The following is a 16,795-nucleotide window of genomic DNA, read 5'->3' as shown; positions in this document are numbered from 1 at the left end:
CATTTTAAGGTTTAACTATTTTAGGTATTTATAAGAAAAAATCAAAAATTCAATTTGCACGCAGAGACGCGGAGGCGCAAAGGTTTTAGTTACTCATATTTTCAATTGTTTTATAATTCACACTAATCTTAGCGTATTTGCACTCAGAGGCCCGGAGTCGCAAAGGTATTACGTTAAGAATATTTTCAACTACTCTATGCTCGAACATCCTATTTTGATTAGTGAATATGTTACAATATAGTCAGTCCTGATGTACACCATCTTAGCGTCTCCGCGCCTCTGCGAGAAATATTTCACAGTCTCCGCGAGAGAAAAACCCTAAGCCTTCAAATACTCCACCGCTGCCTCCAATGCCTTTTCAATACCCTCAGGATTCTTACCTCCTGCGGTTGCGAAGAATGGTTGCCCACCGCCGCCACCTTGGATAAACTTGCCTAATTCGCGAACAATGGTTCCTGCATTCAAGCCTTTGATTTTGACTAATTCTTTAGAAATATAACAGGACAATAAAGCCTTGCCATCATTTTCAGAGGCAAACAACAAGAATAGATTATCGTATTGCTGTCCCATTTCAAAAGACAGGTCTTTGATGCCTGAAGCATCTAAATCTATTTTCTTGGCTAAAAACTGAACGCCGTTAATTTCTGACAATTCATTTTTAAGATCGCCTTTTAAATTTTTAGCTTTTTCTTTTAACATGTTTTCGACTTGCTTTTTTAATTCAGCATTCTCAGTTTGTAAACTTTGGATGGCCTTAATGGGTTCCTGAGCATTATTCAAAAGTCCTTTGATTTCAAAAAATGCACGGTCATGATCTTGGTAATAATATTTTACGGCATCATTGGTAATCGCTTCAATTCGACGTATTCCTGAAGCGACGGCACCTTCGGAAACGATTTTAAAATACCAGATATCGCCTGTGTTCTTCACGTGGGTTCCGCCACATAATTCAAACGATTTTCCATAACGAATGGTTCGTACCGTATCGCCATATTTCTCTCCAAAAAGGGCAATCGCACCTTCGTCAATCGCCATTTCCATCGGAATGTTGCGCTGCTCTTGAAGTGGCAATTTGCCTTCAATACGTGCGTTGACGAAGTTTTCGACATCGCTTAATTCTTCTGGAGTCATTTTTGAGAAATGGGAGAAGTCAAAACGCAAATATTTAGAATGCACCGCACTTCCTTTTTGCTCCACGTGTGTTCCCAAAACTTCTCGTAAGGCCTGATGTAGCGAGTGGCTGTAAGATTAGCTTCCGTTCTTCTACGTTGTTTTTCATCCACCTGAGCATCAAAAGTAGCTCTCAAATCTTTTGGTAGATTCTTTGTGAAATGGATCGTAACGTTGTTTTCTTTTTTAGTGTCTATAATATAAACTACATCGCCATTGCTATCTTTCAAATAGCCCTTATCGCCTACTTGGCCACCACCTTCGGCATAAAAAGGCGTAAGATTGAATACCAATTGGTACATTTCGCCATCCTTTTTTGAAACCACTTTTCGATAGCGTGTAATCTTAACCTTGGTTTCAAGCAGATCATAACCTATAAATTCCTGTACATCATCTTCCAGTAAAATCGTCCAATCTTCAGTGGTCATTTCACTAGCAGCACGAGAACGGTCTTTTTGTTTTTGCATTTCAACATTGAACCCGTCAACATCTACCGTAAATCCATTTTCTTTAGCGATCAGCTGAGTTAAATCTAAAGGAAATCCGTTGGAGTCAAATAATTCAAAAGCATCTCTACCAGAAATTACTTTTAGATTTTCTAAGGTCGTTTCATCTGAAACGCTATCGGCTTTAATTCGTCCGTTGGCATTTTTGATAATGGCTTCCAAATTAGAAATACCTGACGAAATTGTTCTTAAAAACGATTGCTCCTCTTCTTTAATAACGTTTTCAATCAGCTGTTTTTGAGATTTCAATTCTGGGAAGGCATCGCCCATTTTCTTACTCAAGACATCCACCAATCGGTAGATGAATGGTTCTTTTTGATCCAAGAATGTAAAACTATAACGAATGGCTCTTCTTAAAATTCGACGGATGACATATCCAGCCCCCGTATTACTTGGCAACTGTCCGTCAGCAATTGAAAACGCCACAGCGCGTACGTGATCAGAAATCACGCGAATTGAGACATCCACCATTTCGTCTTTTCCGTAGGGTTTATCAGTAATGGTTTCAATCTCACGAATAATTGGCGTAAACACATCCGTATCATAATTGGACTGAACACCTTGCAATACCATACACAAACGCTCAAAGCCCATTCCCGTATCAATATGCTTTTGAGGCAACGGCTCTAATGATCCGTTGGCTTTTCTGTTGTATTGCATGAATACCAAATTCCATATTTCAACCACTTGCGGATGATCCATATTGACTAAGGTTCTGCCATCGACCTTTTCCTTTTCTTCCGCTGAACGGATATCCACATGGATTTCACTACAGGGTCCACACGGACCTTGGTCGCCCATTTCCCAGAAGTTGTCATTTTTATTACCCATCAAGATGCGATCTTCAGAAATAAAAGATTTCCATAAATCGTAAGCTTCTTGATCCATTGGCAAATTATCTTCTTTACTGCCTTCAAAAACGGTAACGTAAAGGATGTTTTTATCGATGCCATAAACTTCTGTCAAAAGTTCCCAAGCCCAGGCAATAGCTTCCTTTTTAAAATAATCGCCAAAACTCCAGTTGCCCAACATTTCAAAAAGCGTATGATGATAAGTGTCAAAACCAACCTCTTCCAAATCATTGTGCTTACCAGAAACACGCAAGCATTTTTGAGTGTCGGCAATGCGCTTGTTTTTAGGCTGTGCATTCCCCAAAAAATACTCCTTAAAAGGTGCCATTCCAGAATTGACAAACATTAAGGTAGGATCATCCTTCAAAACCATGGGTGCCGAAGGTACAATAGCGTGTTGTTTGTCCTTGAAAAAACTTAAAAATTGGGAACGTATGTCTTGAGATTTCATTTCGATTATTTGATGTCTTATTTTATATTAATTTTAGCAATACGGCACACTTTTTCACAAAGTTATTTTAAAGTTTGCATATCGCACGCCTACTTTACTTGAGAATCGTTTAGTTTTACTAAATTTACAATTAAAATATTTTGTAGGTTTGTTCGTTAGGTTAATGTCAAAAGGCCGTCAACAGTCTTTTTAACTGTGCAAAAATAGTATAAATTAGGAAATGAGTAAGGTAAAATATTATTACGATTCTGAAACCCTCTCTTATAAGAAAATAGAGCGACGAAAAAGGAAGACTTTAAAGTATGTTTCTTTATTTATTTTGGCATCCGCCCTGTTTGCTTTTCTATTTGTGTTTTTGGCAAGTCAGTTTGTACAATCGCCTAAAGAACGTGCGTTAGCAAGAGAACTCCAGCACATGGAATTGCAGTATCAACTATTGAATAAAAAAATGGATGAGGCCCAATCGGTCTTGGCCAATGTTGAAGAACGCGACAACTCTATTTACAGACTTTATTTTGAAGCTAATCCTATTCCAGAAGAACAGCGTAAAGCAGGTTTTGGAGGTGTCAATCGCTATAAAGATTTAGAAGGTTTTGACAATTCAAAAATCATAGTTGAGACCAATAAACGCATGGATATCTTGCAGAAGCAAATTGTGGTTCAGTCCAAATCCTTAGATGAAATCGCCATTTTAGCAGCAGATAAAGAAAAATTCCTAGCCTCGATTCCAGCTATTCAACCGATTAGCAATGAAGATATGACCCGAATAGCTTCAGGCTACGGCTATCGCACAGACCCTTTTACCAAAGTTAAAAAATTCCATTATGGCATGGATTTTACGGCTCCAAGAGGCACACCCGTTTATGCTACTGGCGATGGCACTGTCGTTAGAGCAGACAACGCTTCATCAGGTTACGGCAATCATATTAGGATTGATCATGGCTATGGTTATGTGTCACTTTACGGCCATTTGTACAAGTACAATGTACGTGTCAATCAAAAGGTAAAACGTGGCGACTTAATAGGTTTTGTGGGTAGTACCGGACGTTCTCAAGGACCACATATACATTATGAAATTTTTAAAGATGATGAACGCATTAACCCCATGAATTTTTATTATGGTCATTTATCAGCAGAAGAATATAGCATATTACTGGAGCGCGCATCTTTAGAAAATCAATCCTTGGATTAATATGTATATCGATCTACCTGAAAAAAGATATTATGGTATTGGTGAAGTAGCGAAAGCATTCAAGGTCAATACGTCTTTGATTCGATTTTGGGAAAAGGAATTTGACATCCTAAAACCAAAAAAGAATGCTAAAGGCGATCGAAAATTTACACCTGAGGATATTAAGAATCTTAAATTTATCTATCATTTGGTCAAGGTGCGTGGTTTTACGCTTGAAGGCGCAAAAACCCATCTGAAGGAAAACAAACAAGAAGCGCTCAGCAAATTTGAAATCATCAGCAAATTAGAAGATATAAAATCTCAACTTTTAAAAATTAAATCACAACTCTAAAACCAACACATTATGAAAAAATGGCTTGTTCCCGTAATTATCATCGCTTTAATTGTAATCGGAATTTACTCCTGGGGAAAAAAATTCAACAATACAGCGGTCGAACTTAGAGAAACGGCAACCAGAAGTTGGGGTGACGTAGAAAGCAGCTACCAACGCCGTAATGACCTTATTGGTAACCTTGTGAAAACAGTGCAAGGTGCAGCCGATTTTGAGCGTACGACCTTAAAAGAAGTCATTGAAGCACGGGCAAAAGCAACGGCTACAACTATTGATCCTACTCACCTCACCGCAGAAAACATGGCACAGTTTCAAGAAGCACAAAGCGGATTGAGCGGGGCGTTATCGCGATTATTAGTATCGGTAGAACGTTATCCTGAACTGAAAGCGAACCAAAACTTCCTGGAATTACAGTCGCAATTGGAAGGTACAGAAAACCGAATTAATGTTGCGAGAGATCGTTTTAATCAAGCGGTAGAACCTTATAACAAACACATCAAAGTTTTCCCAAACAGTGTATTGGCAGGTCTTTTCAATTTTGAGGACATGAGTTATTACAAAGCAGATGCTGGGTCTGAGAAAGCTAAAGAAGTTGAGTTTGATTTCAAAAAATAATCTAAACTTTCAATTCGTTTTGATAATGCTTCACTAAAGCGCAACTATCTAAAATATAAAAATGTCTAAAACAGAAGATTTTCTTACCGCTGAAGAAGAGCAACAAGTAATTGAGGCCATCAGGATAGCAGAAAAAAACACTTCAGGAGAAATACGAGTACATCTCGAAAAAAACTCTAAGATTGATGTGTACGAGCGTGCTTTGGAAGTGTTTCACTTACTAAAAATGGACAATACAAAACTTCAAAATGGGGTTTTGATTTATGTGGCCGTTGAAGATAAAACCTTTGTTATTTTTGGGGATGAAGGCATTAATAACGTTGTCGATGAGGATTTTTGGGAAAGCACCAAAAACGTCATGCAAGGCCATTTTAAAAGAGGCCATTTCAAACAAGGATTGGTTGATGGCATTTTAAAGGCCGGCAAGCAATTGGAAACTTATTTTCCATGGGAAACAGGCAACAAAAATGAAATTCCAGATGATATTTCTATTGGATAAAAAAGATAAAGTGAGCACTATGCAGTTTTCAGACAGCAGTCAAAATACTAACTATAAAAAAAGGAGCGTTTATCAACGCTTTCTTTTTACTGCACTGTTGGCGCTGTGCAGTATTCAGTTTGGATTTTCCCAATTTAATATTCCTGAAAAACCAAAAAAAACTACTGAACAAACGAGTGTTTATCAGTATACACCTCTATTATCTGAAAGCCAAAAAAACAGTTTAGAGCAAAAACTTATAAAATATTCCGACTCCACTTCCACACAAATCGTGGTGGTCATCATCAGTTCCACACAAGGCGAAAACATCAATTACCTAGGTGCGCAATGGGGAGAAAAATGGGGTATTGGGCAAGCAAAAGAAGACAATGGGGTCTTGATAATATTGGCTAAAGACGATCGGAAGATTGCAATCAACACAGGTTATGGCATGGAACATTTACTGACCGATGCCATGTCCAAACGTATCATTGAACAAGACATTATCCCCTACTTTAAACAAAATGATTATTATGGCGGATTAAACAGAGGTGTTGATGCTGTTTTCGAAGTGATGACTGGCGAATATAAAGGCACACGAAAAGATAACTCTTCTGAAGGGTTTCCTGCCGGATTTTTTATTCTGCTTTTTATAATATTCATCATTGTCATGATGTCAATTTCTAAAAAGAATCATGGCGGCGGACCAGGCAGCAACAAAGGTGGTGGTTTTAGTATTTGGGACGCTATTATTTTAAGTAGTCTCGGACGTGGAGGAATGGGCGGCGGCTCTTCCAGAGGTGGATTTGGTGGCGGTGGCGGCTTTGGAGGTGGCGGCGGCTTCGGTGGAGGTTTCGGTGGCGGAGGCTTTGGCGGCGGCGGTGCTTCTGGAGGATGGTAGTTTTTTAGTCGGCAGTGATCAGTCTTCAGTTGGCAGTGTTCCCGCCTTCGCAAAAGCTACGGACGGGCAAGCAGTTGGCAGTCTGATTTCTCACTAAGTTCTATCCATAGTTAAATAGCCTAACATTCAATTTCAATCTAAACGTTCTGCGTCAATAAACGGGATCTGCGGGAGAAAAGGATTCAAATTCTGGATTTCAGTTTCAACTTCAAGTTCAGTTTCAATTTCGATTTCAACTTCAAGTTCAATTTCAATTTCAAAAAACATGTCTTACAAACCAAAAAACTACAATTCCCTAGCACCTTATCTCATTGTGGACGATGCGCAAAAGCTTGTCGATCTCTTAAAAATCGTTTTTGAAGCTAAGGAGTTAAGACGCTTTGATCGAGAAGATGGATCCATCATGCACATCGAACTCAAATTGGACGATTCCGTCCTGATGATCAGTGACAGTACTGAAGATTACCCAGCCATTACGACCATGTTGCATATGTATGTTCCAAATGTTCATAAAACCTTCGATTTAGCGATTGCAAATGATTGTATGCTATTAGAGCAACCCACTAGCGATGCTGATAATCCTGACACACGAGGTGCTTTTATGGACTATGCAGGAAATTATTGGGCGGTAAGTACGCAAAAAGAGTAAGGCTTTAAAAATCAAATTTTAAGTGCCAAATTCCAAAACGGTCATACTTATCCGTGAACAGGCATGCTTGATATTCAAGACTTCATGCTTCACATTAAATTCCAAAGTATTTTTTTTACGGTAATGAGCGCACTCTATTTAATCACAATTTCTCCCAATAAATTGGCTGTTTTAAGTGTGATCGTCTTTAGGTTAACGGGCGATTTTGAAATGTTGACGATTTGAGAATAGGACTCATATCCTAAATAGGAAATGGTAAGATTTAAGGAATCTTCATACGTCCAATTGTCCAAAACAAAATGACCGTTTTTATCAGAAATGGTGTAAGTGATTAAAGTAGAATCCTTAAGCGTTTCGAGATAAATGGTGGCAAATTCCAAAGCCGACTGATCGGCTTCAGAAACTAAAATGCCAGAAATCTTAAATGATTTACCTTGAGAAAAAGTCATGCAAGTGCATAACAATGCAAGAATGCATAGATATTTTGTCATTATTTTGATTGATGATGATGAATATCCTTCAAAAAAACAAAAATAAATATGAATTCGTCTGAATTTTCTTAATAAAAGTAAGAATAAACGCTATTCTTACTTTTTACGCATATAAATACTGATGGGAACGCCATGAAAGTTAAATTGCTCGCGTAACTGATTCTCTAAAAAGCGTTTGTATGGTTCTTTGACATACTGCGGCAAATTACAGAAAAAGGCAAATTGAGGCTGCGGCGTTGGCAATTGCATGATATATTTGATCTTCACGAATTTCCCTTTTAACGCAGGCGGCGGATAATTTTCGATAATTGGCAATAACACCTCGTTAAGCTTACTGGTTTTTATCTTTTTGCTGCGGTTGTTATAAACTTCAACAGCAGTTTCAATCGCCTTAAAAATACGTTGTTTATTAAGCACCGAAACGAATACAATTGGCACATCCGTAAATGGCTCAATTTCCTTTCGAATTTGTCTTTCGTAATCTCTTACGGTATTGGTTTCTTTTTCAACCAAATCCCACTTATTGACCAAAATGACGATGCCTTTTCTGTTGCGCTCAGCCAACCAGAATATGTTTTGCACTTGTCCGTCAAAGCCACGTGTGGCATCATGAACTAGGATCACCACATCACAATGCTCAATAGCTCTAACGCTACGCATCACGGAGTAAAACTCCAGATCTTCCTTTACTTTGGATTTACGACGGATTCCCGCAGTATCAACTAAATTAAACTCAAATCCGAATTGGTTGTATTTGGTATCAATAGAATCTCTTGTCGTACCGGCAATATCCGTAACAATATAACGGTCTTCGCCAATTAGGGCATTAATGAATGAGGATTTCCCTGCATTAGGACGACCTACCACAGCAAATCGTGGTAATTCACTTTCTTCTTCAAAAACGTCATCTGGCAAAGATTTAACCACTTCGTCGAGCAAGTCTCCTGTACCGCTGCCACTAATACTAGCAATATTGAAATACTCGCCTAAACCTAAGGCATAAAATTCGACCGCATCTTCAGCACGTTTGTTGTTATCCACTTTATTAACTGCCAAAAACACTGGTTTATTGACTCTTCTGAGCAGTTTGGCAACATCTTCATCCATGCTGGTCACACCAGTTTCCACATCCACCACAAAAATGATCACATCGGCCTCTTCAATGGCGATTTCAACCTGTTTGTCAATTTCAGCCTCAAAAACGTCATCACTCCCAATGATATATCCTCCAGTATCAATTACTGAGAACTCACGTCCATTCCATTCTGATTTGCCGTAATGCCTATCTCTAGTTACACCGCTCACTGCATCAACAATGGCCTCCCTACGTTTGATTAAACGATTGAATAAAGTTGACTTTCCAACATTTGGACGACCTATAATAGCTACTATATTACTCATACTTCTTTAATTGTTTGCAAATGTAGTGTTTCCATTTTAAAAAAAATAGACTATTTTTCAGAGCACTAAACTATAATTATGCCCATATCCAACGAAATTGTATTAAGACCGCGTTTTAAAATAGAATTAGACCATGATAACACGTCTGTTTTAAAGACTTTTGAAGCTGCTAAAGCCTCCTGTGAAACTTATAAAATAGTTAGGGTTGATGATCACATTTTTATCCGATTGCCTACTCACCATCAACAATTTTGGTCGCCGCAACTGCATTTGGAAATTAATGAAACGGATTCTCAAACTTCAATGTTGCATGGATTATTTGGACCAAATCCGACGGTTTGGACCATGTTTATGTTTTTACATTTTTTGGTAGCAGGACTTTTTATTGCCTTTGGGATTTGGACTTATACGAATTGGACTTTAAAGAGTCCGTATGCGATTCAATTTGGATTGATGCTACTTATGGTCGCTGCTTGGTTTGTGCTTTATTTTGCTGGACGCTTCGGAAGAGCGAAAGGCAAGGCATAAATGCATGGGTTGTATGATTTTATGAATGCGACTTTGAGGGAGAATGGGATGATTTGAAGAACGGAGGACCGAGGATTGAAGATTGAAGATTGTTGAATATTGATTGATAACTGTGGACTAATTATTACACAGAGTTCCACGGAGTAGCACAGAGTTTCACAGAGACATAAAGGAAAAATATTAAAGAGAATAGTTTGAAAAATATTTTTTTCAGATGTGTCTAATATTTAAAACAAGCTAAATTCTCCTCCTTTGGAAGGAGGAGTGGATTCAATTCCAGAAAAGGAATTGAAGACGAGTTGGTTTTTATATACTGCTTAAAATTTGTTCAATGGATCAGATTTTTAATCTCGAACATTAGAGAAATCGTCAAAAAATTGAATTGCTTATTGCCTACTTAAGACGAAGCTATAACACAGAGAAACACTTAAAAATATTAGTAAATTCGTTGCAAATAAATATTGATCAGAACTGCTGACTGCTGACTGCTGACTGAAGACTGAAGACTGAAAAACTACTTCTGATTATACCCAAAACGCTTCAACTGCTTTTGATCGCTTCGCCAGTTCTTATTGACTTTAACATAGAGTTCCAAATGGACTTGTTTGCCAAAAAACAGTTCCAAATCTTTCCTTGCTTCCACCCCAACTCTTTTTAGTGCAGCACCTTTATGGCCAATAATGATTCCTTTTTGAGTTTCGCGTTCCACCATAATAACGGCGCGCATTCTGATAATTTTCTCTTCTTCAAAAAATTCTTCAGTATCAATCTCAACGGAATAAGGAATCTCCTTTTTGTAGTGAATCAAGATTTTTTCCCGAATGGTTTCGTTCACAAAAAAACGTTCAGGACGATCTGTTAATTGATCCTTTGGATAAAATGCAGGAGATTCTGGTAACAATTCAATAATTCTACCAAAAACTTCCTTGACGTTAAATCCTTCTAAAGCTGAAATAGGATAAATTTCGGCATTTGGTACCTTTTCAGACCATAATTGCACTTGGGCTTCCAATTGCTGTTGGTCAGATTTGTCAATCTTATTCAACAATAACAATACAGGGATTTTAGAATTCGTGATTTTTCTAAAAAAAACTTCATCTTTTAGTTCCTGCTCTCCGATTTCTACCATATACACAAGTACATCGGCGTCATCAAAGGCAGATTTCACGAAATCCATCATAGACTCCTGAAGTTCATAAGCTGGTTTGATAATCCCTGGAGTATCTGATAAAATAACCTGAAAATCGTCGCCATTGACAATTCCAAGAATACGATGTCTTGTTGTTTGTGCCTTTGACGTGATGATCGATAATTTTTCGCCTACGAAGGCATTCATCAATGTTGATTTCCCAACATTTGGATTTCCTATGATATTTACAAAACCTGCTCTATGCATCCTGTTATAATTTTTACAAAGATAAGTTTTAAATTTTAAGACGATTGATTAATCTGATTGGTTTAATCGTTTTTAATTCCCGTCATAACCTCAGAAACGCTTTGGGAATTATGGCCATATTTCAATGAAAATATGCGCGTGAACTCTGCACCAAAATAGAAAATAAGACAAGAATAAGATACCCAAAGTAAAACTAGCACAATGCTACCCGCAGCACCATAGGTCGATCCAGGATTAGAGGCTCCAAAATAAAATACCAACAAATACTTACCAAGTGTAAAGAGTATAGCTGTTATGATGGCACCGATCCATACCGTTTTCCATTTAATTTTCGTGTCTGGCATATACTTAAACATTAAAGCGAAAAGAGTCGTAACCACGCCAAGAGAAAGTACCAAATCCAACAAATAGGCTACATACAACACAATATTTGGGAAAAGCTCCTTTATATAACTATTGAAAACACCAAGAGCTGCCGATACTATAAAACTGATGAGTAGCAAAAAGCCAATAACCAATATAAAAGCAAAACTACGGGCACGATCTGTAAGTAACTTTTTAAAGCTGAATTTGCCAGAATCCTCAACTTTCCAAATTTTATTAAGAGATACTTGCAATTGATAAAACGCTCCTGTTGCGCCAAAAATCATACTGGCAATCCCGATAAGTGTTGAAATAATATTCTTTTCGGTATCGAGCGTTTCGGAGATCATAGACTTAATAATTTCTGCGGAATCCGCTCCTAACACCGATGCTATCTCGTGGGTCAAATGCCCTTGAACAATTTCCTGTCCCCAGATACTGCCCACGACATTGATTAAAATAACAATAAGTCCCGGCAATGATAAAACGGCATAGTACGCTACAACAGCACTTAAACGCCATGGATCATCGTCATTCCATGCATGGAATGTTTTTACAAATAACGAAGGAAGGTGTTTTAATTTGAATTTTTTTTCAATATGCTCTTGAGCCATGAGGTAACCAATTTAATTTTAAAGTTATAAAATTACTTTGGATACCGCTTTTTTATGTCTCTGATTAAGTCCTCTAAACCGTTTAGTTTTAACTCATATACTTGAGCCAACATGAGTCCTAGTTGTCCTTTGGGAAATCCCTTGTTATGATACCATACCACATAAAACTCAGGCAATTCTATAAGATATCGCCCTTCATATTTGCCGTAAGGCATTTTAGTATGTGCTAATTTGATTAGAAAATTTTTATCTGGCTCTAACACAGGTCTATAAAGAATTTGTGGGAATCGGAATTCCCGAAGATTTTAATATTTTTGTTTTATTAAGCCCAGTTGAAGGTAATATCCTTTTCAAGGTCTGGATGCAGACTTTGAAATACAGGACATGTGAGTCCCGTGTTTTCTAGAATTTTTTTAGTTCTATCATCTGCCTTAAATGGCAAATTCATAACGACTTCAATTTTCGAAATACGTCTTGGATTGGCAGACATAGTTTTAGTGACTTCAGCCGTAGTTCCTGTCATATCTACATCCATATCCCTAGCTTTAATCCCCATAACAGTGATCATACAACTTGCTAATGCGGTTGCAACTGTATCTGTAGGCGAAAATGCCATACCCTTTCCGTTATTATCAGTTGGGGCATCTGTTATGAACGTATCTCCAGATTTCTCATGTGTACATTCCGTTCTTAAATCGCCTAGGTAAACTACTTTTGATGTCATAATTTTGCTTCTTCTATAGTGAGTTCAGGGGTATATTTTACAATAAAAACAGCTTCATTAATATAACCACCATTCGGTTTTTTAGAATATCTAAACTTATTTTCAGTGTATTGCGTTTCCACTGAATTGTTGGACGCCTTGTACAAATCGTCATCAGAAGCCAAACGCAAAAGAATATCTAAAGTCAGATCAAAACCTCTTACCGCAAATTTGTTAGGTTCAATACCATATTTCTTTTTATAGGACTTTACAAAACTATCAGGCTGATCTGAATTCAAACTTTTTTGAATGGATGGATAATGGAATTTCAAATTTGCGAGATGGTAATTAGACACATTTACACCTTCAAAAGCATCCGTTTTGTTGGTAGATACCAAAATAATTTCTTGATTTTTATTGCTTAATCCATTAAGCATGCTGGTTACATTGGACACCAAAGCTTCATTGGCGGTTTCTAAAAATACATAATTTTTACCCGCTACAAACGCACCACCTAAATCGGTAGTCATGATATAAAACGCATCACGTCCTTCCTTATTTTTTTTGGAGAAAATTTGTCTGGCATTTGGAAATTCTGATTTTAGTCGATTACTGATAGCTATATTGGAATTATCGGAAATAATGACAACATTTCGTCGTGATTGATCATCCTTCACAAATTGAATCATCGCGTGTTCTAGTATCTCTGGCTCAGGAATAGTTTGAAAAACATTCTCATACAACTGTGTTACTTTATTAATTGGAGAGATTACAGGAATTTTATCATTTTCCAAGGCTTTCGCCACACGATCTAAATCATTTGGCATGAGCGGACCAATAATCGCATCGTACTTAGAAAAGTCATTGCTATTTAAAATTTTTGAGACTTCAGCTAATTGATCTCCAGTATCAAAGACTTTCAATTTTGTCGAAATCCCAAGTTGTTTTGCAGAATCCACGGCCATTAAAACGCCTGATTGAAAATCGAGCGAAACAGACAAGCGCCTATCTGTTTTGATCATATCTTTGGCTTGCTGAACAGAATCAGCATTGACCCTATTCAAACGGAAGGGCAGCATGACCGCGATTTGCTTAGTTTTTAAATTCTTTAATTTAGAAGTAAGATTTGTTCCTTCAACTTTTACGATGGTATCTCCAACCGTTACATTATGTGGTACTTTTAAAACCATACCTTCTTTTAATCCATCGACCTTTAATTCAGGATTAAGTTTCTCTAACTGTTCTTGGCTCAAGCCCAGTTTGACTTTCAAGCGATAATAGCCTTCACTTTTTTGAACTGTATAATAGTTATAATTAACATCCATGGTCTTTTCACTGTCCGTATTTGGAACATTGAGGATATCACCTGCTTGCAAAACCTCACCCATTTTAGGATTCAAGGTTTCTAATTCGGCAACTGTAATTCCAAACTTATAGGCCACGCCCCATTTGCCTTCTTTCGGCTGTACTTTATAAGTTTTAAGCGCATTATTTGGAATTACTTTTGAAACAATTGTTTTGTACTCCGGAATCCTGATTTGATCACCCTTTTTTAAATTCTCAGAATATAAGCTTTTGTTGTGCTTTTTAATATCTTCAACTTCAACATTGTATTCCTTTGAAATGCTATAAAGGGTTTCTTTTCGTTGTACCTTATGAGATTTAAAACCAATAAGCTCTTTAGTTTCAGTAGGAATGCCAGAAGCAACAGTTGAAACATTAGGAATGATCAAAACCGCATCTAAATATAATTTTCGCTTCGCATCAGGGTTTAACGAATAAATATCTGACGCAGTTACCTGATATTTTTTCGCAATAGATTCCACCGTTTCTCCTTGCTTTACCGTATGCGTTTTAAACTTTTGTGCATTGGCAAACCAACTGCACGATAAGGTAATGATACAAACTAAAATGAATTTTTTCATTGACAAATATTTATATTCCCTTCTATCGGTCTAATAACAGATAGGAGGGAATTTCTTAACTTCGAGGTTTTTCTATTATTTAAGAGACTCCTGCCTCCGTAGGAGTTTGGTTATTCCCATTCAATAGTGGCTGGCGGTTTTGAGCTGATATCATACACTACTCTATTAACGCCTTTTACTTTATTTATTATTTCGTTTGAGGTACTTTGCAAAAATTCGTAAGGTAGGTTTACCCAATCCGCCGTCATTCCATCGGTACTTTCGACCGCTCTTAAAGCGACACATTTTTCATAAGTGCGCTCATCACCCATCACGCCTACACTATTAACCGGCAGTAAAATTGCGCCTGCCTGCCATACTTTGTCGTACAAACCCCAAGATTTAAGATTGTCGATAAATATAGCATCAACTTCTTGTAAGATACGCACTTTTTCAGCAGTAATATCGCCCAAAATACGAATGGCCAAACCTGGACCTGGAAAAGGATGACGTCCCAAAATAGCTTCGTCCATTCCCATAGATGCACCAACACGTCTTACCTCATCTTTAAATAAGGCTCTTAAGGGTTCCACAATTTTCAACTTCATGAAATCTGGTAAACCGCCCACGTTATGATGACTTTTGATCGTTGCACTTGGACCTCCAGTGGCAGAAACACTTTCAATCACATCTGGATATATGGTGCCTTGTGCCAACCATTTGACATCCTCAATTTGATGCGCTTCGTCATCAAAAACCTCAATGAACACACGACCGATAGCTTTTCGTTTGAACTCAGGATCGCTTAATCCTGCCAGTGCATCCAAGAAACGTGCCGAAGCATCAACACCTTTTACATTAAGTCCCATGCCTTCGTATTGCGCCAAGACATTTGTAAATTCATTTTTACGAAGTAATCCATTATTCACAAAAATGCAATATAGATTTTTGCCAATAGCTTTATGAAGTAATATCGCGGCTACTGAAGAATCCACACCTCCAGAAAGACCTAAAACCACTTTATCATCGCCAATTTGCGCTTGTAAATCTTCAACCGTTTCCTCAACAAAAGATTGCGGCGTCCAGTCCTGCTCTATTTTTGCAATATGAACCAAAAAGTTTTCTAAGAGTTGCTTCCCATCTGTAGAATGGTAAACTTCTGGGTGAAATTGGATGCCATAAGTTTGTTCGCCTTCAATAACGAATGCTGCATTTTCAACATCTTTGGTGCTGGCAATCAACACGCCATTAGTTGGCAATTTTTTAATGGTATCACTATGGCTCATCCAAACCTGGCTTCCAGATTTAATATGATCGAATAACAAATCATTTTGTTTAACGAAAGTTAAATTTGTTCTTCCGTACTCACGTGAATCAGATGGTTCCACCAATCCGCCAGAAAAATGAGACAGATATTGCGCACCGTAACACACGCCGAGCAATGGCATGTGACCCCTAATTTTTGACAAATCAGGATGTGGCGCATTATCCGATCTTACAGACGATGGCCCACCAGATAAAATGACCGCTTTGAAGCTTTCAATTTCTGTTGGAATTTTATTGAATGGATGGATCTCACAATATATGTTGAGCTCTCTAACACGTCTCGCAATAAGCTGGGTGTATTGCGATCCGAAATCTAAAATAAGTACTTTGTTATGTTGCATGCGCAAAAATAAGGATAGATTTTTAAATTTACGATTTAGCCATGATGAAAATTAAAAAAATAAGCAGTAATTCAAGAGATTTAAATCCCGAAAACAATACATAAAGCTTCCTCTAAAAAGGAGTACTTTAAACGAAACTCCAAAACTCATAAAAAATGAAAGAGCCTCTGGTTCTTACTCCATCGTTTCCAAAATCATTTCAATATCCCGCTCTGTAGTATCGGGATTTATAAAACAAAAACGGGATACCGTTTCAAACGTATCGCCATTTTTCCATTTGGTTGGGGTTACCAAAGCAAAACCTTTGCGATGATTTTCATAGGTCCAATGGGTATAATCTTCGGGCTGCCACCCTTTTCTTCGGTAGAGCACACAAGAGAGACTTGGCGCTCTGACCAACTCCAAATCAGGATGCGCTTCAATCATTCGTCCGGCAATTTGCGCGAGTTCGATGCCGCGTTCTACGGCCTCCTTATATCGATCGGTACCATGTGTTGCCAATGAAAACCACAAAGGCAATCCGCGGACGCGTCTGGTTAATTGTATTTGATAATCCGTCGGATTGAAGCCATGAGCGCCTTCAT

General features: G+C 37.8%; 19 protein-coding genes. 7 read left to right on the top strand and 12 right to left on the bottom strand.

Features of this window, described 5'->3' with window-relative positions; translation table 11 throughout:
* Positions 1–318 precede the first annotated feature (318 nt).
* Together ACOH2D_RS16110 and alaS are read right to left on the bottom strand one after the other, a co-directional pair.
* On the bottom strand, positions 319–1,131 hold the full coding sequence (locus ACOH2D_RS16110; protein WP_449535870.1) for a DHHA1 domain-containing protein: 813 nt from the start codon (positions 1,129–1,131) through the stop codon (positions 319–321).
* A complete protein-coding gene (alaS, locus tag ACOH2D_RS16105; RefSeq protein WP_449535869.1) occupies positions 1,128–2,978 on the bottom strand; it encodes an alanine--tRNA ligase in 1,851 nt (616 codons plus the stop codon). Before alaS ends, ACOH2D_RS16110 begins: the two co-directional genes overlap by 4 nt.
* A gap of 220 nt (positions 2,979–3,198) precedes the next feature.
* On the opposite strand from alaS, the gene ACOH2D_RS16100 reads away from it, so the two are divergent.
* The 5 genes from ACOH2D_RS16100 (at position 3,199) to ACOH2D_RS16080 (ending at position 6,495) form a co-directional block, all read left to right on the top strand.
* Complete coding sequence (locus ACOH2D_RS16100; RefSeq protein ID WP_348036339.1) at positions 3,199–4,170, top strand: M23 family metallopeptidase; 972 nt, start codon at positions 3,199–3,201, stop codon at positions 4,168–4,170.
* A gap of 1 nt (position 4,171) precedes the next feature.
* Positions 4,172–4,501 carry a MerR family transcriptional regulator gene (locus tag ACOH2D_RS16095; RefSeq protein WP_348036338.1) on the top strand — a complete coding sequence of 110 codons (330 nt, stop codon included), beginning with the start codon at positions 4,172–4,174 and terminating at the stop codon, positions 4,499–4,501.
* Positions 4,502–4,513: 12 nt separating this feature from the next.
* Complete coding sequence (locus ACOH2D_RS16090) at positions 4,514–5,116, top strand: LemA family protein (RefSeq protein WP_348036337.1); 603 nt, start codon at positions 4,514–4,516, stop codon at positions 5,114–5,116.
* A gap of 61 nt (positions 5,117–5,177) precedes the next feature.
* A complete protein-coding gene (locus ACOH2D_RS16085) occupies positions 5,178–5,615 on the top strand; it encodes a TPM domain-containing protein (RefSeq protein WP_348036336.1) in 438 nt (145 codons plus the stop codon).
* Entirely contained in the window at positions 5,596–6,495 is a 900-nt protein-coding gene (locus tag ACOH2D_RS16080) for a TPM domain-containing protein (protein WP_348036335.1), read from the top strand. Before ACOH2D_RS16085 ends, ACOH2D_RS16080 begins: the two co-directional genes overlap by 20 nt.
* A gap of 132 nt (positions 6,496–6,627) precedes the next feature.
* Here ACOH2D_RS16080 and ACOH2D_RS16075 read toward each other — a convergent pair whose 3' ends face one another.
* A complete protein-coding gene (locus tag ACOH2D_RS16075) occupies positions 6,628–6,762 on the bottom strand; it encodes a hypothetical protein (RefSeq protein WP_449535868.1) in 135 nt (44 codons plus the stop codon).
* On the opposite strand from ACOH2D_RS16075, the gene ACOH2D_RS16070 reads away from it, so the two are divergent.
* Entirely contained in the window at positions 6,761–7,144 is a 384-nt protein-coding gene (locus tag ACOH2D_RS16070) for a VOC family protein (RefSeq protein ID WP_449535867.1), read from the top strand. The two genes, ACOH2D_RS16075 and ACOH2D_RS16070, sit on opposite strands and share 2 nt — an antisense overlap.
* 134 nt (positions 7,145–7,278) lie before the next feature.
* On the opposite strand, the gene ACOH2D_RS16065 is transcribed toward ACOH2D_RS16070, so the two are convergent.
* Together ACOH2D_RS16065 and der are read right to left on the bottom strand one after the other, a co-directional pair.
* On the bottom strand, positions 7,279–7,635 hold the full coding sequence (locus tag ACOH2D_RS16065) for a carboxypeptidase-like regulatory domain-containing protein (protein WP_348036332.1): 357 nt from the start codon (positions 7,633–7,635) through the stop codon (positions 7,279–7,281).
* 96 nt (positions 7,636–7,731) lie between these two features.
* Complete coding sequence (gene der / locus ACOH2D_RS16060) at positions 7,732–9,036, bottom strand: ribosome biogenesis GTPase Der (protein WP_348036331.1); 1,305 nt, start codon at positions 9,034–9,036, stop codon at positions 7,732–7,734.
* Positions 9,037–9,114: 78 nt separating this feature from the next.
* On the opposite strand from der, the gene ACOH2D_RS16055 reads away from it, so the two are divergent.
* Entirely contained in the window at positions 9,115–9,564 is a 450-nt protein-coding gene (locus ACOH2D_RS16055; RefSeq protein WP_449535866.1) for a GTP-binding protein, read from the top strand.
* 514 nt (positions 9,565–10,078) lie between these two features.
* On the opposite strand, the gene era is transcribed toward ACOH2D_RS16055, so the two are convergent.
* The 7 genes from era to ACOH2D_RS16020 form a co-directional block, all read right to left on the bottom strand.
* Entirely contained in the window at positions 10,079–10,960 is an 882-nt protein-coding gene (era, locus tag ACOH2D_RS16050) for a GTPase Era (RefSeq protein ID WP_449535865.1), read from the bottom strand.
* 62 nt (positions 10,961–11,022) lie between these two features.
* On the bottom strand, positions 11,023–11,937 hold the full coding sequence (locus tag ACOH2D_RS16045; RefSeq protein WP_449535864.1) for a YihY/virulence factor BrkB family protein: 915 nt from the start codon (positions 11,935–11,937) through the stop codon (positions 11,023–11,025).
* Positions 11,938–11,969: 32 nt separating this feature from the next.
* The gene (locus ACOH2D_RS16040) at positions 11,970–12,200 is read right to left on the bottom strand and encodes a DUF3820 family protein (RefSeq protein WP_449535863.1); all 231 of its coding nucleotides are present in this window, start codon (positions 12,198–12,200) and stop codon (positions 11,970–11,972) included.
* A 59-nt stretch (positions 12,201–12,259) separates the two neighbouring features.
* A complete protein-coding gene (locus ACOH2D_RS16035) occupies positions 12,260–12,661 on the bottom strand; it encodes an OsmC family protein (RefSeq protein WP_449535862.1) in 402 nt (133 codons plus the stop codon).
* A complete protein-coding gene (locus ACOH2D_RS16030; protein ID WP_449535861.1) occupies positions 12,658–14,565 on the bottom strand; it encodes an amino acid ABC transporter substrate-binding protein in 1,908 nt (635 codons plus the stop codon). The genes ACOH2D_RS16035 and ACOH2D_RS16030 overlap by 4 nt, the downstream gene beginning before the upstream one ends.
* A 110-nt stretch (positions 14,566–14,675) precedes the next feature.
* Positions 14,676–16,211: a glutamine-hydrolyzing GMP synthase gene (guaA, locus tag ACOH2D_RS16025; protein WP_449535860.1), complete on the bottom strand. Its 1,536-nt coding sequence runs from the start codon at positions 16,209–16,211 to the stop codon at positions 14,676–14,678.
* 174 nt (positions 16,212–16,385) lie between these two features.
* A partial coding sequence (locus ACOH2D_RS16020; RefSeq protein WP_449535859.1) for a pyridoxal-dependent decarboxylase occupies positions 16,386–16,795 on the bottom strand: 410 nt, incomplete at its 5' end.

This window comes from Gelidibacter sp., assembly GCF_053579655.1.
Note: the sequence above shows the minus strand (reverse complement) of the source record. Positions and strands in the feature narration are given on the sequence as shown.

Excerpts from the sequence above, each read along its gene's own strand:
- alaS (WP_449535869.1), bottom strand. The coding sequence starts at position 2,978 with ATGAAATCTCAAGACATACGTTCCCAATTTTTAAGTTTTTTCAAGGAC.
- ACOH2D_RS16070 (WP_449535867.1), top strand. The coding sequence starts at position 6,761 with ATGTCTTACAAACCAAAAAACTACAATTCCCTAGCACCTTATCTCATT.
- ACOH2D_RS16035 (WP_449535862.1), bottom strand. The coding sequence starts at position 12,661 with ATGACATCAAAAGTAGTTTACCTAGGCGATTTAAGAACGGAATGTACA.
- ACOH2D_RS16065 (WP_348036332.1), bottom strand. The coding sequence starts at position 7,635 with ATGACAAAATATCTATGCATTCTTGCATTGTTATGCACTTGCATGACT.
- era (WP_449535865.1), bottom strand. The coding sequence starts at position 10,960 with ATGCATAGAGCAGGTTTTGTAAATATCATAGGAAATCCAAATGTTGGG.
- ACOH2D_RS16100 (WP_348036339.1), top strand. The coding sequence starts at position 3,199 with ATGAGTAAGGTAAAATATTATTACGATTCTGAAACCCTCTCTTATAAG.
- ACOH2D_RS16045 (WP_449535864.1), bottom strand. The coding sequence starts at position 11,937 with ATGGCTCAAGAGCATATTGAAAAAAAATTCAAATTAAAACACCTTCCT.
- ACOH2D_RS16095 (WP_348036338.1), top strand. The coding sequence starts at position 4,172 with ATGTATATCGATCTACCTGAAAAAAGATATTATGGTATTGGTGAAGTA.
- ACOH2D_RS16030 (WP_449535861.1), bottom strand. The coding sequence starts at position 14,565 with ATGAAAAAATTCATTTTAGTTTGTATCATTACCTTATCGTGCAGTTGG.
- ACOH2D_RS16090 (WP_348036337.1), top strand. The coding sequence starts at position 4,514 with ATGAAAAAATGGCTTGTTCCCGTAATTATCATCGCTTTAATTGTAATC.
- ACOH2D_RS16080 (WP_348036335.1), top strand. The coding sequence starts at position 5,596 with ATGATATTTCTATTGGATAAAAAAGATAAAGTGAGCACTATGCAGTTT.
- ACOH2D_RS16075 (WP_449535868.1), bottom strand. The coding sequence starts at position 6,762 with ATGTTTTTTGAAATTGAAATTGAACTTGAAGTTGAAATCGAAATTGAA.
- der (WP_348036331.1), bottom strand. The coding sequence starts at position 9,036 with ATGAGTAATATAGTAGCTATTATAGGTCGTCCAAATGTTGGAAAGTCA.
- ACOH2D_RS16110 (WP_449535870.1), bottom strand. The coding sequence starts at position 1,131 with ATGACTCCAGAAGAATTAAGCGATGTCGAAAACTTCGTCAACGCACGT.
- ACOH2D_RS16085 (WP_348036336.1), top strand. The coding sequence starts at position 5,178 with ATGTCTAAAACAGAAGATTTTCTTACCGCTGAAGAAGAGCAACAAGTA.
- guaA (WP_449535860.1), bottom strand. The coding sequence starts at position 16,211 with ATGCAACATAACAAAGTACTTATTTTAGATTTCGGATCGCAATACACC.
- ACOH2D_RS16055 (WP_449535866.1), top strand. The coding sequence starts at position 9,115 with ATGCCCATATCCAACGAAATTGTATTAAGACCGCGTTTTAAAATAGAA.